Source organism: Nocardioides sp. ChNu-153 (assembly GCF_030466625.1).
Classification (GTDB): domain Bacteria; phylum Actinomycetota; class Actinomycetes; order Propionibacteriales; family Nocardioidaceae; genus Nocardioides.
Genome location: NZ_JADEVT010000002.1, coordinates 158,347 through 171,350, shown reverse-complemented (window position 1 = coordinate 171,350; position 13,004 = coordinate 158,347). Strand labels below are relative to the sequence as shown.

The 13,004-nt window shown below is 72.5% G+C and carries 9 protein-coding genes; 7 read left to right on the top strand and 2 right to left on the bottom strand.

Annotated elements, in window-relative coordinates; all coding sequences use genetic code 11:
• Positions 1 to 50: 50 nt before the first annotated feature.
• Complete coding sequence (locus INN71_RS04705; RefSeq protein WP_277498562.1) at positions 51 to 830, bottom strand: enoyl-CoA hydratase/isomerase family protein; 780 nt, start codon at positions 828 to 830, stop codon at positions 51 to 53.
• Between the two features lie 160 nt (positions 831 to 990).
• Between INN71_RS04705 and glgX the strand changes: the two genes are divergently transcribed.
• From glgX to glgB, 6 genes are read left to right on the top strand one after another with little or no spacing between them, the layout of a single operon-like run.
• A complete protein-coding gene (gene glgX, locus INN71_RS04700) occupies positions 991 to 3,168 on the top strand; it encodes a glycogen debranching protein GlgX (protein ID WP_277498563.1) in 2,178 nt (725 codons plus the stop codon).
• Positions 3,169 to 3,193: 25 nt separating this feature from the next.
• Positions 3,194 to 3,907 (top strand): ion channel, encoded by a 714-nt coding sequence (locus tag INN71_RS04695; protein ID WP_277498564.1) that lies wholly within the window; start codon positions 3,194 to 3,196, stop codon positions 3,905 to 3,907.
• 42 nt (positions 3,908 to 3,949) lie between these two features.
• The gene (locus INN71_RS04690) at positions 3,950 to 5,938 is read left to right on the top strand and encodes an alpha-1,4-glucan--maltose-1-phosphate maltosyltransferase (protein WP_277498565.1); all 1,989 of its coding nucleotides are present in this window, start codon (positions 3,950 to 3,952) and stop codon (positions 5,936 to 5,938) included.
• On the top strand, positions 5,935 to 7,764 hold the full coding sequence (treS, locus tag INN71_RS04685) for a maltose alpha-D-glucosyltransferase (RefSeq protein ID WP_277498566.1): 1,830 nt from the start codon (positions 5,935 to 5,937) through the stop codon (positions 7,762 to 7,764). Before INN71_RS04690 ends, treS begins: the two co-directional genes overlap by 4 nt.
• The gene (locus tag INN71_RS04680; RefSeq protein ID WP_301799769.1) at positions 7,761 to 9,245 is read left to right on the top strand and encodes a hypothetical protein; all 1,485 of its coding nucleotides are present in this window, start codon (positions 7,761 to 7,763) and stop codon (positions 9,243 to 9,245) included. The genes treS and INN71_RS04680 overlap by 4 nt, the downstream gene beginning before the upstream one ends.
• Complete coding sequence (glgB, locus tag INN71_RS04675) at positions 9,242 to 11,470, top strand: 1,4-alpha-glucan branching protein GlgB (protein ID WP_301799768.1); 2,229 nt, start codon at positions 9,242 to 9,244, stop codon at positions 11,468 to 11,470. The genes INN71_RS04680 and glgB overlap by 4 nt, the downstream gene beginning before the upstream one ends.
• A 53-nt stretch (positions 11,471 to 11,523) precedes the next feature.
• Here the strand turns inward: glgB and INN71_RS04670 are convergent, their stop codons facing one another.
• Complete coding sequence (locus INN71_RS04670; RefSeq protein ID WP_301799767.1) at positions 11,524 to 12,153, bottom strand: hypothetical protein; 630 nt, start codon at positions 12,151 to 12,153, stop codon at positions 11,524 to 11,526.
• Positions 12,154 to 12,197: 44 nt separating this feature from the next.
• On the opposite strand from INN71_RS04670, the gene INN71_RS04665 reads away from it, so the two are divergent.
• Positions 12,198 to 12,986 (top strand): NUDIX hydrolase, encoded by a 789-nt coding sequence (locus tag INN71_RS04665; RefSeq protein ID WP_277498570.1) that lies wholly within the window; start codon positions 12,198 to 12,200, stop codon positions 12,984 to 12,986.
• Positions 12,987 to 13,004 lie beyond the last annotated feature (18 nt).

Below are 13,004 nucleotides of genomic sequence, written 5' to 3'. Positions count from 1 at the left end.
ACGCCTCCCCCACGCCTCCCCCGCGCCTTCCCCCGCGCCTCCCCCGGGGGTCAGCGACCGGTGAACCGCGCCTTGCCGGGACCGTTCTCGACGAACGAGCGCAGACCGACCCGGGCGTCCTCGGTCGCGAACAGGCCGGCGAACTGAGCCCGCTCGATCGCCAGTCCCGTCGGGAGGTCGACCTCCAGGCCCTGGTCGACCGACTCCTTGACCGCCCGCAGGGCGTACGGCGCGGCGGTGGCGAGCTGCCGCGCCCACGCCAGGGCCTCGTCGTACACGTCGCCGGCCGGGACCACCCGGTCGACGAGGCCGATGCGCAGCGCCTCGTCGGCCTTCACGAAGCGGCCCGTGAACATGATGTCCTTCGCCCGCGACGGGCCCACGAGGCGCGCGAGGCGCTGGGTCCCGCCGGCGCCGGGGATGATGCCGAGGAGCACCTCGGGCTGGCCCAGCACCGCGTCCTCGGCGGCGAACCGCACGTCGGCCGCGAGCGCGAGCTCGCACCCGCCGCCCAGGGCGTAGCCGTTCACCGCCGCCACGACGGGCTTGGGGATGGCCGCGACGGCCGTCACGGCCGACTGCACCGAGTGGGACAGCTCGACCATCTCGGCGTAGGAGACCTCGGCCATCTCCTTGACGTCGTTGCCCGCGGCGAAGACGCGCTCCCCGCCCCAGATCACGACGGCGCGCACGTCGGCGCGCTCGGTGGCCTCGGCCGCGGCCGCGCGCAGCTCGGCCTGCACGGCGAAGCTGATCGCGTTCATCTTCGGCCGGTCCAGGCGCAGCGTGGCGACGCCGTCGGCCACCTCCAGTCGTACGAACTCACCCATCGGTTCCCACCTCGTCGTGTGCGTGCGGTCGTGTGCGTGCTGCCCCGCGCATCATGCCGTGCGCGGCGCGGGCGGGCGTGACCCGGACCACGGCGAGGGATCCCGGCCGGTCGGCCGGGTCGGCGGACGCGGGCGGCTCGCGTCGCCCATGATGGGAGGCATGAGTCCGGGCCTGTGGAGCTATGCGGGACAGGTCGCGCCGGTGTGGCCGGGACGCAACTGGCCGCTCGGCGCGACGTGGTCGCCCGAGTCCACCAACTTCGCCGTCTACTCCCCCCACGCGACCGCCTGCTGGGTCTGCGTCTTCGACGAGGACGGCGCCGAGGTGCGCCACGCCCTCACGGAGCGCTCGCTGGGCATCTGGCACGGGGCGCTGCCCGACCTGCCCCCCGGCACCCGCTACGGCTACCGGGTCGACGGCCCGTGGGACCCCGCCCAGGGGATGCGGTTCAACCCCGCCAAGCTGCTGCTCGACCCCTACGGCCAGGCGGTGAGCGGCACGATCGACCCGGGCCAGCCGCTCTTCGGCTACCGGTTCGACGACCCCACGCGGCGCAACGACGACGACTCGGCGCCGTGCACGGCCCGCAGCGTCGTGGTCGATCCCTCCTTCGACTGGGAGGGCGAGCGGCCGATGCAGCGCCGCTGGCGCGACACGGTCGTCTACGAGCTGCACGTCAAGGGCTTCACCCAGCTCCACGACCGCGTGCCCGAGGAGCTGCGCGGCACCTACGCCGGGCTCGGCACGCCGGCCGTGACCGACTACCTGAACGACCTCGGGGTGACGGCCGTCGAGCTCCTGCCCGTGCACCAGTTCTTCTCCGAGCCGGGGCTGACGGCGCGCGGGGCAGCGAACTACTGGGGCTACAACTCCATCGGCTACTTCGCCCCGCACAACGCCTACAGCGCGTCCGGCGACCGCGGCGAGCAGGTCACCGAGTTCAAGCAGATGGTCAAGGACCTGCACCGGGCCGGCATCGAGGTCATCCTCGACGTCGTCTACAACCACACCGCCGAGGCCGGGCCGATGGGCCCGACGCTGTCCTTCCGCGGCCTCGACGACCGCGGCTTCTACCGGCGGGTGGCGCCCTCCGCCCCCACGAGCGACGCGGCGCCCGGCCCCCTCGGTCCCTTCGACGACACCTACTGGGACGTCACCGGCTGCGGCAACACGGTCAACAGCGAGGACCCCCTGGCCCTGCGGATGATCCTGGACTCGCTGCGCTACTGGGTCACCGAGATGCACGTGGACGGGTTCCGCTTCGACCTCATGTCGGCGCTGACCCGCACCGGCCACCGCGTCGACATGACGAGCGACCTGCTCGTCGCCATCGGCCAGGACCCGGTGCTGCGCCACGTGAAGCTGATCGCCGAGCCGTGGGACGCCTCGATGGACGGCTACCTCGTCGGCGCCATGCCGCCGCCGTGGGTGGAGTGGAACGACCAGTACCGCGACACGGTCCGCGACTTCTGGCGCGGCCAGACCCCGGGCCTGCACGCCGTCGCCACCCGCCTGGCCGGCAGCAGCGACCTGTACGCCGACGACGGCCGCTCGGCGTACAACTCGGTCAACTTCGTCACCGCCCACGACGGGTTCACGGTGCGCGACCTCGTCTCCTACGACCGCAAGCACAACGAGGCCAACGGCGAGGACAACCGGGACGGCACCGACGGCAACCGCTCCTGGAACCACGGCGTGGAGGGCGAGACCGACGACGAGCGGATCCTCGCCCGGCGGCGGCGCCAGGCCGCGAACCTGATGGCGACCCTGTGCCTGTCGAACGGGGTCCCGATGATCACCGCGGGCGACGAGCGGGGCCGCACCCAGGGCGGCAACAACAACGCCTACTGCCAGGACAACCCCACCTCGTGGATCGACTGGCGCCCCGACGACGCGTGGCTCGACGTGTACGACGTGGTCAAGACCGCGCTGCGGCTGCGGCGCGAGCACCCGGCGCTGCGGCAGCGGCACTGGTTCGAGGGCCGGCCCACCATCCGCGGCGGTCCGCGCGACCTCGCCTGGCTGCACCCCAGCGGTCGCGAGATGCGGGCCGAGGACTGGCACGACGGGGCGCAGCGTGCGGTCGGCATGTTCGTCTCGGGCGCCCCGCTGCGCTCCCCCGGCCCGCGGGGCGAGCAGCAGGTCGACTCGTCGTTCGTGCTGTGGTTCAACGCCGCGCACGAGTCCGTGAAGGTGCTGCTGCCGGAGAACGACTGGGTGCAGTCCGGCGAGGTGGTGCTGTCCACCAGCGACGAGATCGGGGTCGGGACGCCGCTGAAGGCCGGCGACGGGATCGACGTGCGCAGCCGCTCGGTCGTCGTCATCCGCGCCACCTGACGGCGGGGCGTGGCAGCATCGTCGCGTGTCGACCACGGACGATCCCTCGCTCTCCCGCACCTGGGCCTGGCTGCGGGCGCGGCCCTCCGCGGTCCTCATGCTCGTCCAGCTGGGCGGGATCCTCGCCTACCCGTTCCTCGGCGACTCCCCGACGGGGCGCGGGCTGTTCAGCACCATCGGCCTGCTCGTGCTCGTGCTCGCGGTCTTCGCGGTGCGGGCCACGCAGGCCCTGACGTGGGTGTCCGTGGTGCTGGGCGTGCCGGTGGTGGTGCTGACCGTGCTCGAGGCGGTGCGCCCCGAGGACGGCATCGTCGTGGCGTCCTCGGTGCTGCACGCCGCGTTCTACCTCTACACGGCGTACGCGCTGATCCGCTACATGTTCCACGACGACCACGTGACCACCGACGAGATCTGGGCGACGGGAGCCACCTTCACCGTCGTGGCGTGGGGCTTCGCCTACCTGTACGCCGCGGTCCAGGTCGTGTGGCCCGGCTCGTTCACCGCCGCGGTGGACCCCGAGGCCGACCGCACCTGGGTCGAGCTGCTCTTCCTGTCGGTCACCACGCTGACGAGCACGGGCCTGTCCGACGTCGTGCCCGTGCTGCCCCACGCCCGCTCGGTCGTGATGATCGAGCAGATCGCCGGGATGCTCTACATCGCGCTGGTGATCGCCCGGGTGATGGCGCTGCTCAGCGCCCGGGAGGCCCGCCGCGAGCTCGGCCGGGGCCCCGAGCTCTGAGCCGCTCGCGCGCACTTCCCGCCACCCCCTAGGGTCGGGCCCATGGTCGGACGCATCCCCGTCATGAACGTCGCGCCCGTCGTCGACCTCGGCCGTCAACCGGCCAAGGCGACCGTCGGCGAACCCTTCCCCGTGACCGCCACCGTGTTCCGCGAGGGGCACGACCGCCTCGGCGCCGAGGTGGTCCTCACCGACCCCGCGGGCGTGCGCAGGCCCCCGGTCCCGCTCGAGCCCCACCCCGTCGAGCCCAACGAGTACGCCGCGTGGGTCACCCCCGACACCGAGGGACCCTGGACGTTCACGATCCAGGCGTGGTCGCACCCGATCGCGACGTGGCAGCACGCCGCGGGGGTGAAGATCCCCGCCGAGGTGGACGTCGACCTGATGTTCACCGAGGGGCGGCTGCTCCTCGAGCGGGTGCTGGCCGAGGGCGGGCTCACGGCCGCGGAGACCGAGGTGCTGCAGGGCGCCCTCGCCGTCACCACCGACGACTCCTCCCCCGCCACCCAGCGCCTCTCCCAGCTCGAGGCGCCCGAGGTGCGGGCCGTGCTGGCCGCGCACCCGCTGCGCGAGCTCGTCACCCTCGAGGGGCCGTTCCCGTTCTTCGCCGACCGCACCCGCGCGCTGTTCGGCAGCTGGTACGAGTTCTTCCCGCGCTCCGAGGGCGCGTACGTCGACGACGACGGCAAGGTCGTGAGCGGGACGCTGCGCACCGCCGCGCAGCGGCTCGACGCCGTCGCCGCGGCCGGGTTCGACGTGATCTACCTGCCGCCGATCCACCCGATCGGCGAGGTCAACCGCAAGGGCCCGAACAACACGCTCACCCCCGGTCCGGACGACCCGGGCTCGCCGTGGGCCATCGGCTCGCGCCACGGCGGCCACGACGCGGTGCACCCCGACCTCGGGACGGTCGAGGACCTCGACGCGTTCGTCGCCCGGGCCCGCGAGCTGGGCCTGGAGGTCGCGCTCGACCTCGCCCTGCAGGCGGCGCCCGACCACCCCTGGGTGACGACCAACCCGGAGTTCTTCACCACGCGCGCCGACGGCACGATCGCGTACGCCGAGAACCCGCCGAAGAAGTACCAGGACATCTACCCGATCAACTTCGACAACGACCCGACGGGCATCTGCCGCGAGGTGCTCCGCGTCGTCAAGCACTGGATGCGCCACGGCGTGCGGATCTTCCGCGTCGACAACCCGCACACGAAGCCGGTGGCGTTCTGGGAGTGGCTGCTGGCCGAGGTGCGCCGCACCGATCCCGACGTGCTCTTCCTGGCGGAGGCGTTCACCAAGCCGGCCATGATGCGCGGGCTCGGCGCCGTGGGCTTCCACCAGTCGTACACGTACTTCACGTGGCGCACGGCGAAGTGGGAGATCGAGGACTACCTGCGCGAGCTCTCCACCGAGACCGACCACGTGATGCGGCCCAACTTCTTCGTCAACACCCCCGACATCCTCCACGCCTTCCTGCAGTACGGCGGACCCGCGGCCTTCAAGATCCGCGCGGCGCTGGCGGCGACCAGCTCGCCGACCTGGGGGGTGTACGCCGGCTACGAGCTCTTCGAGCACGTCGCGGTGAAGCCGGGCAGCGAGGAGTACCTGGACTCGGAGAAGTACCAGGTCCGCATCCGCGACTGGGACCGCGCGGAGGCCGAGGGGCGCACGCTCACGCCGTACCTGACGCGGCTCAACGAGCTGCGTCGCGACCACCGCGCGCTGCAGCTGCTGCGCAACATCACGATCCACCACAGCGACGACGAGAACGTCATCGTGTACTCCAAGCGGGCGCCCGGCGCGGGCCCGGACGGCACCGACGACGTCGTCATCGTGGTCATCAACCTGGACCCGCACGCCACCCGCGAGACCACCGTCCACCTCGACATGCCCTCCCTGGGCCTGGACTGGGCCGAGGCCTTCGAGGTCACCGACGCCTTCACCGGCGAGACGTGGACGTGGCGCGAGCACGACTACGTCCGTCTGGACCCCTCGCACGAGCCTGCGCACGTGCTGACCGTCAGGAGCCTGCGATGACCGCCACCGACCCCGTGGCCCACGGACCCCTGGTCGACGGAGGGCCCGGCGTGCCCGAGGTGCCCCCGACGCCCGAGGTCGAGCCGGCCGAGCCGATCGCGAAGATCGAGCCGGAGTGGTTCAAGACCGCGGTGTTCTACGAGGTGCTGGTCCGCTCGTTCCGCGACTCCAACGGGGACGGCACCGGCGACTTCCGCGGCCTGGTCGAGAAGCTCGACTACCTGCAGTGGCTCGGCGTCGACTGCCTGTGGATCCCGCCGTTCTTCCCCTCTCCGCTGCGCGACGGCGGGTACGACGTCGCCGACTACACCGGCGTGCACCCGGAGATCGGCACGATCGACGACTTCCGGCTCTTCCTCGACGAGGCCCACAAGCGCGGCATCCGCGTGATCATCGACTTCGTCATGAACCACACGAGCGACGCGCACCCGTGGTTCCAGGCGAGCCGGTCCGACCCCGAGGGCCCGTACGGCGACTTCTACGTGTGGTCGGACAACGACGACCTCTACGAGGACGCCCGCATCATCTTCGTCGACACCGAGCCGTCCAACTGGACGTGGGACCCGGTGCGCCAGCAGTACTTCTGGCACCGGTTCTTCAGCCACCAGCCGGACCTGAACTTCGACAACCCGAAGGTCCAGGAGGCGATGCTCGAGGCGATGGCGTTCTGGCTCGACATGGGCATGGACGGCTTCCGCCTCGACGCCGTCCCCTACCTCTACGAGCGCCCGGGCACCAACGGCGAGAACCTGCCCGAGACCCACGAGATGCTCAAGCGGGTCCGCAAGTTCGTCGACGACAACTACCCGGGCCGCGTCCTGCTGTGCGAGGCCAACCAGTGGCCCGCCGACGTGGTGGAGTACTTCGGCGACTTCGAGTCGGGCGGCGACGAGTGCCACATGGCGTTCCACTTCCCGGTGATGCCGCGCATCTTCATGGCGGTGCGCCGCGAGTCGCGCTTCCCGATCTCGGAGATCCTCGAGCAGACCCCCGAGATCCCGTCGAACTGCCAGTGGGGCATCTTCCTGCGCAACCACGACGAGCTGACGCTCGAGATGGTGACGGACGAGGACCGCGACTACATGTGGTCGGAGTACGCCCAGGACCCGCGGATGAAGGCCAACATCGGCATCCGCCGCCGGCTGGCGCCCCTGCTCGACAACGACATCAACCGCCTCGAGCTGTTCAACGCGCTGCTGCTCTCCCTGCCGGGCTCGCCGGTGCTCTACTACGGCGACGAGATCGGGATGGGCGACAACATCTGGCTCGGCGACCGCGACGGCGTCCGCACCCCGATGCAGTGGACGCCCGACCGCAACGCCGGGTTCTCGGTGGCCAACCCCGGCAAGCTCTACCTGCCGCTCGTGCAGGACCCGGTCTACGGCTACCAGAGCGTCAACGTGGAGTCGCAGCTGGAGAACTCCTCCTCGCTGCTGCACTGGACCCGGCGCCTGCTGCAGGTGCGCCGCGGCCACCACGCCTTCGGGCTCGGCACGTTCCACGACCTCGGCGGCTCGAACCCGAGCGTGCTGTCCTACGTGCGCGAGCACACGGACGAGAACGGCAAGCGGGACGTGATCCTCTGCGTCAACAACCTCTCGCGCTTCCCGCAGCCGGTCGAGCTGGACCTGCGCCGCTTCGAGGGACACGGGATGGTCGAGCTGCTGGGCGGCGTGCCGTTCCCCGCGATCGGCGAGCTGCCCTACCTACTGACCCTCGGGGGCTACGGCTTCTACTGGTTCCGCATCACCGCCCCCGCCGACGACACGGGCTCCGACACCGCCGTCGAGTCCTCCACGCAGTCCGCCCAGGGAGGTCCGTCGTGACCGACAACAGCGAGCACACCCCGGCCGAGCGCCTCACCGAGCACCTGGCGCACGCCCGGTGGTTCGGCGGCAAGGGCCGTCCCTTCCACGTGAGCGGCGTGCGCCGCGCCGGCGACCTGCGCGGCACCGGGAGCGACGACGACCCCTTCGTCGCGATCGAGTTCGTCGAGGTGAGCTACACCGACGCGGAGGCGGACGCGGCGGCGGGCGCGGAGGGCGCCACCGAGCTCTACCAGGTGCCGGTGGCCTGCTACCGCGACCGCCAGGAGCGCCTCGACCACGCCTTCGTCGGCTGGTGGGAGGTGCCGGGCCTGCCCCCGGCGGCGGACGACCCCGAGGGCACCGAGCACGGCTGGGCGCACGTGTACGACGCGGCGCACGACCGCGTCGCGATGCGTGCCTGGCTGGCCGCCTTCGAGCGCGCCCGGGACAACGCCGTGGACGCCTCGAGCAGCCTGGTCTTCCACCGCCTGCCGGGCCACGAGCTCGACGTGACGGCCAAGGGCAGCCTGTTCAGCGGCGAGCAGTCGAACTCGTCGGTGATGTTCGGCGAGGACGCCCTCATGAAGATCTTCCGCAAGGTGACGCCGGGCGTGAACCCGGACGTGCAGGTGCACGACGTGCTCACCCGCGCGGGCTCCGACCACGTCGCCGCCCTGTACGGCTGGCTCGACGTGGTCGACGAGACCTCCGACGCCGTCATCCAGCTCGCGATGCTGCAGCAGTTCCTCCGCACCGCCAGCGACGGGTGGGACCTCGCCCAGGCGTCGGTGCGCAACCTCTTCGCCGAGGCCGACCTGCACGCGGACGAGGTCGGCGGCGACTTCGCGGGCGAGTCCGCCCGCCTGGGCGTCGCGCTCGCCGAGACCCATGCCGTGCTCGCCGACCACTTCCCGGTCGAGCTGCGCCGCGGCGACGACGTGCGTGCGCTCGCCGACTCCATGCACCGCCGCCTCGACGCCGCCCTCGAGGTCGTGGCCGACCTCGCGCCGTACGCCGACGGGCTGCGCGCCCGCTTCGACCGCGTCGCCGAGCTCGACGAGGTGCCCGTGCAGCGGGTCCACGGCGACCTGCACCTGGGCCAGACCCTCCGCACGACGCGCGGCTGGAAGATCGTCGACTTCGAGGGCGAGCCGGCCAAGCCGCTGCACGAGCGGCTCGTGCCCGACACGGTGTGGCGCGACGTCGCCGGCATGCTGCGCTCCTTCGACTACGCCCCGCGGGTCGTCGCCCGCACGCTCGAGGCGCCCGACGAGGCGATCGCCGAGCAGCGTGGGTACCGGGCCGAGGAATGGGCGGCGCACAACCGGCGGGCCTTCCTGTCGGCGTACGCCGGCCGCGACCTGACCCCCGAGGAGGACGCCCTGCTCACCGCCTACGTGGCCGACAAGGCCGTCTACGAGACCGTCTACGAGACCCGCAACCGGCCCGGCTGGGTGGGCATCCCCCTGGCCGCGATCGCCAGGATCGGAGCCCGATGACCCCCGCCGACACCCCCGCCACGCCCGCTCCCGGCTCCTCCGGCCCGTCCGCCTCGCCGCAGCCGAGGCCGGTCGACACCGCCGAGCTCGACCTCCTCGTCGACGGCCGCCACGGCCAGCCGCACGCGGTGCTCGGCCCCCACCCCCACGACGGCGGGGTCACGGTGCGCGTCCTGCGCCACCTGGCCTCCTCCGTCGAGGTGGTGCACGGCGGCCGCCGCACGCCGCTGACCCACGAGCGCTCCGGCGTGTGGATGGGCGTCCTGCCGGTCGCCGAGGTGCCCGACTACCGGGTCCAGGTGCGCTACGGCGAGGGCGAGCCGGTGCTGCTCGACGACCCGTACCGCTACCTGCCGACCCTCGGCGAGACCGACCTGCACCTGGTCAACGAGGGCCGCCACGAGCAGCTGTGGACCGTGCTCGGCGCCCACGTGCGTCACTACGCCGGCGCCGACAGCCCCGTCAGCGGCACCTCGTTCGCCGTCTGGGCGCCCCGCGCCCGCGGCGTGCGGGTCAAGGGCGACTTCAGCTCGTGGGACGGTCGCGAGCTGCCGATGCGCCAGCTCGGCGTCTCCGGCGTCTGGGAGATCTTCCTGCCCGGCGTCGGTGCGGGCGCGCACTACAAGTTCGACGTGCTCGGCGCCGACGGCACGTGGCGAGAGAAGGCCGACCCGCTGGCGTTCCACACCGAGGTCGCGCCGCTGACCGCGTCCGTCGTCCACGAGTCCGCCCACCAGTGGGGCGACGACGCGTGGATGGCCGAGCGCGCGACGAAGCAGCCGGTCGCCGAGGCCATGAGCATCTACGAGCTGCACCTCGCCTCGTGGCGCCGCGGCCGGTCCTACGACGAGCTGGCCGACGAACTGGTCCCCTACCTCGCCGACCTCGGGTTCACCCACGTCGAGCTGATGCCGGTCATGCAGCACCCGTTCGGCGGCTCGTGGGGCTACCACGTCACGTCGTACTACGCGACGGACTCCCGCTTCGGTGACCCCGACGGCTTCAAGCGGCTCGTCGACCGCCTGCACCAGGCCGGCATCGGCGTCATCCTCGACTGGGTGCCCGGCCACTTCGCGACCGACGAGTGGGCGCTGGTGCGCTTCGACGGCACCGCGCTCTACGAGGACCCCAACCCCCAGCGTGGCTGGCACAAGGAGTGGGGCAGCCACATCTTCGACTTCGGCCGGCGGGAGGTGCGCAACTTCCTGGTCGCCAACGCGCTGTTCTGGCTGGAGGAGTTCCACGCCGACGGGCTGCGCGTCGACGGCGTCGCGTCGATGCTCTACCTCGACTACTCCCGCGAGGAGGGCGAGTGGACGCCGAACGTCCACGGCGGCCGCGAGAACCTCGAGGCGGTCAACTTCCTCCAGGAGATGAACGCGACCGTCTACAAGCGGGTGCCCGGCATCGTCACGATCGCCGAGGAGTCGACGTCGTGGCCCGGCGTCACCCGCCCCACCGACGTCGACGGCCTCGGGTTCGGGTTCAAGTGGAACATGGGCTGGATGCACGACTCGCTGGGCTACGTCGCGCACGACCCGGTGCACCGCGCGTACCACCACGGCGAGCTGACCTTCTCGCTCGTGTATGCGTTCTCGGAGAACTACGTGCTGCCGATCAGCCACGACGAGGTCGTGCACGGCAAGGGCTCCCTGCTGCGCAAGATGCCGGGCGACCGCTGGCGTCAGCTCGCGAACCTGCGCGCCTACCTGGCCTACATGTGGGCGCACCCCGGCAAGCAGCTGCTGTTCATGGGTTGCGAGTTCGGCCAGGAGTCGGAGTGGGCCGAGTCGCGCGAGCTCGACTGGTGGCTGCTGGACCACCCCGAGCACCGCGGGGTCCACGCGCTGGTGCGCGACCTCAACCGGGTGTACGTCGACAGCCCCGCCCTGCACGGCGCCGACGGCGACCCCGCCGGGTTCGCGTGGGTCGACGCCAACGACGCGACCCGCAACACCCTCTCCTTCGTGCGGCGCGCCCCCGGCGCCCCGGACGTGGTCTGCGTCGTCAACTTCGCCGCCACGCCCCACGAGGGCTACCGCCTCGGCCTGCCCGCGGCCGGCCGGTGGGACGAGGTGCTCAACACCGACGCGGAGGCCTACACGGGCTCGGGCGTCGGCAACCTCGGCTCGATCGAGGCCGTCGAGGGCGAGCACCTCGGCCAGCCGGCGCACGCCGACATCGTGGTGCCGCCGCTGGGCGCGGTCTGGTTCCGCCGGGCCTGAGGGCCCGGCGGGACCGGCGCCTCAGGGCGCGTCGGGGGCGCGTCAGGGGCGCGTCAGGCGCCGGCGGAGGAGAGCATCTCCTCGCAGGCCTCGGTGAACGTGCCGACCTGCTCACCCAGGTCGACGCTCGGCGTCGTCGTGCGGTCGAAGCCGGCGTGCAGGCGGCACAGCAGCGACTGCTCCCCGTCGACCGCGAGGACCTCGAGCTTCGCCAGCGGCGGGGCGGTCGCGTCCGCCGGGACGCAGGAGTGGCCGTGGTCGTAGCCCGCGACGCTCAGCTCGGTGCACGTCTCGCCGGGCACCGCCTCGGTGAAGAACGCGGTCGGCGGGTCGGACGGGTAGAGCTCGACGGCGAAGGACGTCAGGCCGCTGGCCTGGTCGGTCCAGCCGCACGCGACGTACTGCGTCTCGTCGGAGTCGGGGTCACCCAGGGTGAGCTGCTCCGGGGGCAGCACCTCGTAGGGGCCCACCAGCTCCTCCAGCACGGCGGGCGGCTCGTCGCAGACCGACGCCTCGAACGCGGCGTTGTCCGTGGCACTCGACAGGGCGTCGGGCCGGCCCTCCCCCGAGCCCCCGGTGTCGCCGGTGTCGTCGGAACCACCCCCGTCCCCGGAGCAGGCGGTCGCGGACAGGGTGAGGACCGCCGCGAGGACGGTCGTGCGGAGCAGGCGCGTCGTGGTCACGGCGCGAGAGCCTACGGTCCGCACCTGTCGGTAGGGTGAACAACGTGAGTGAGGACCGGGGACCCGTGCACGTCGCGACGCTGTCGCCCGGGGTGGCCCACGTGACCTGGGGCACGGAGGCGGTGACCGAGGGCTGGGCCGACGCCGTCGCCACCGTCCGCGCCGGGGTCGAGGAGGCGCTCGCCACCCACGCCCGCGTCGAGGCGCGGGTGCGCGCCGACGACGCGCTGGGCCAGCGGGTCGCCACCTGGTCGGGGATGCGCCGCGAGGGCGTGCTGCGCGGCCTGCCGTCGCCGGAGGGACCGGTGGACCACGTGCTCTACGCCCGCCTCGCCACCGACGCCCCGACCGACCAGCCCGAGGGCTTCCGGGCGCTGCTCAACTCGTTCCTGCCCCGCAAGCGCGCGATCGGCCAGATGCTGGTGCGGGACACGGCCGGGCGGGTGCTGCTGTGCCAGCTGACCTACAAGCGCGACTGGGACCTGCCCGGCGGGGTCGTGGAGGTCAATGAGTCGCCGCAGGTGGCCACGTCGCGCGAGGTGCTCGAGGAGCTGGCGCTCGACATCCCCGCGGGCCGGTTGCTGCTGACCGACTGGCTGCCGCCGTGGAGCGGCTGGGACGACGCCGTGACGCTCGTGTTCGACGGCGGCGTGCACGACGCCGACGCGCTGGTGTCCCGGGTGGTGCGCCAGGAGAAGGAGATCCGCGGCCTGGCCTTCTGCACCCCCGAGGAGGTCGCGGAGCGCTGCGCCGACTTCACGGCCCGCCGCGTGCGGGCCGCGCTGGTCAACGTCGCGGGCGACGGGCCGGCGTACACCGAGTCCGGCCGCTGACGCCGCGGGGCCAGCGCG

Bases quoted from the DNA above. Each gene is read 5' to 3' on its own strand.
- INN71_RS04705 (WP_277498562.1), bottom strand. From the start codon at position 830: ATGGGTGAGTTCGTACGACTGGAGGTGGCCGACGGCGTCGCCACGCTG.
- glgX (WP_277498563.1), top strand. From the start codon at position 991: ATGAGTCCGGGCCTGTGGAGCTATGCGGGACAGGTCGCGCCGGTGTGG.
- INN71_RS04690 (WP_277498565.1), top strand. From the start codon at position 3,950: ATGGTCGGACGCATCCCCGTCATGAACGTCGCGCCCGTCGTCGACCTC.
- treS (WP_277498566.1), top strand. From the start codon at position 5,935: ATGACCGCCACCGACCCCGTGGCCCACGGACCCCTGGTCGACGGAGGG.
- glgB (WP_301799768.1), top strand. From the start codon at position 9,242: ATGACCCCCGCCGACACCCCCGCCACGCCCGCTCCCGGCTCCTCCGGC.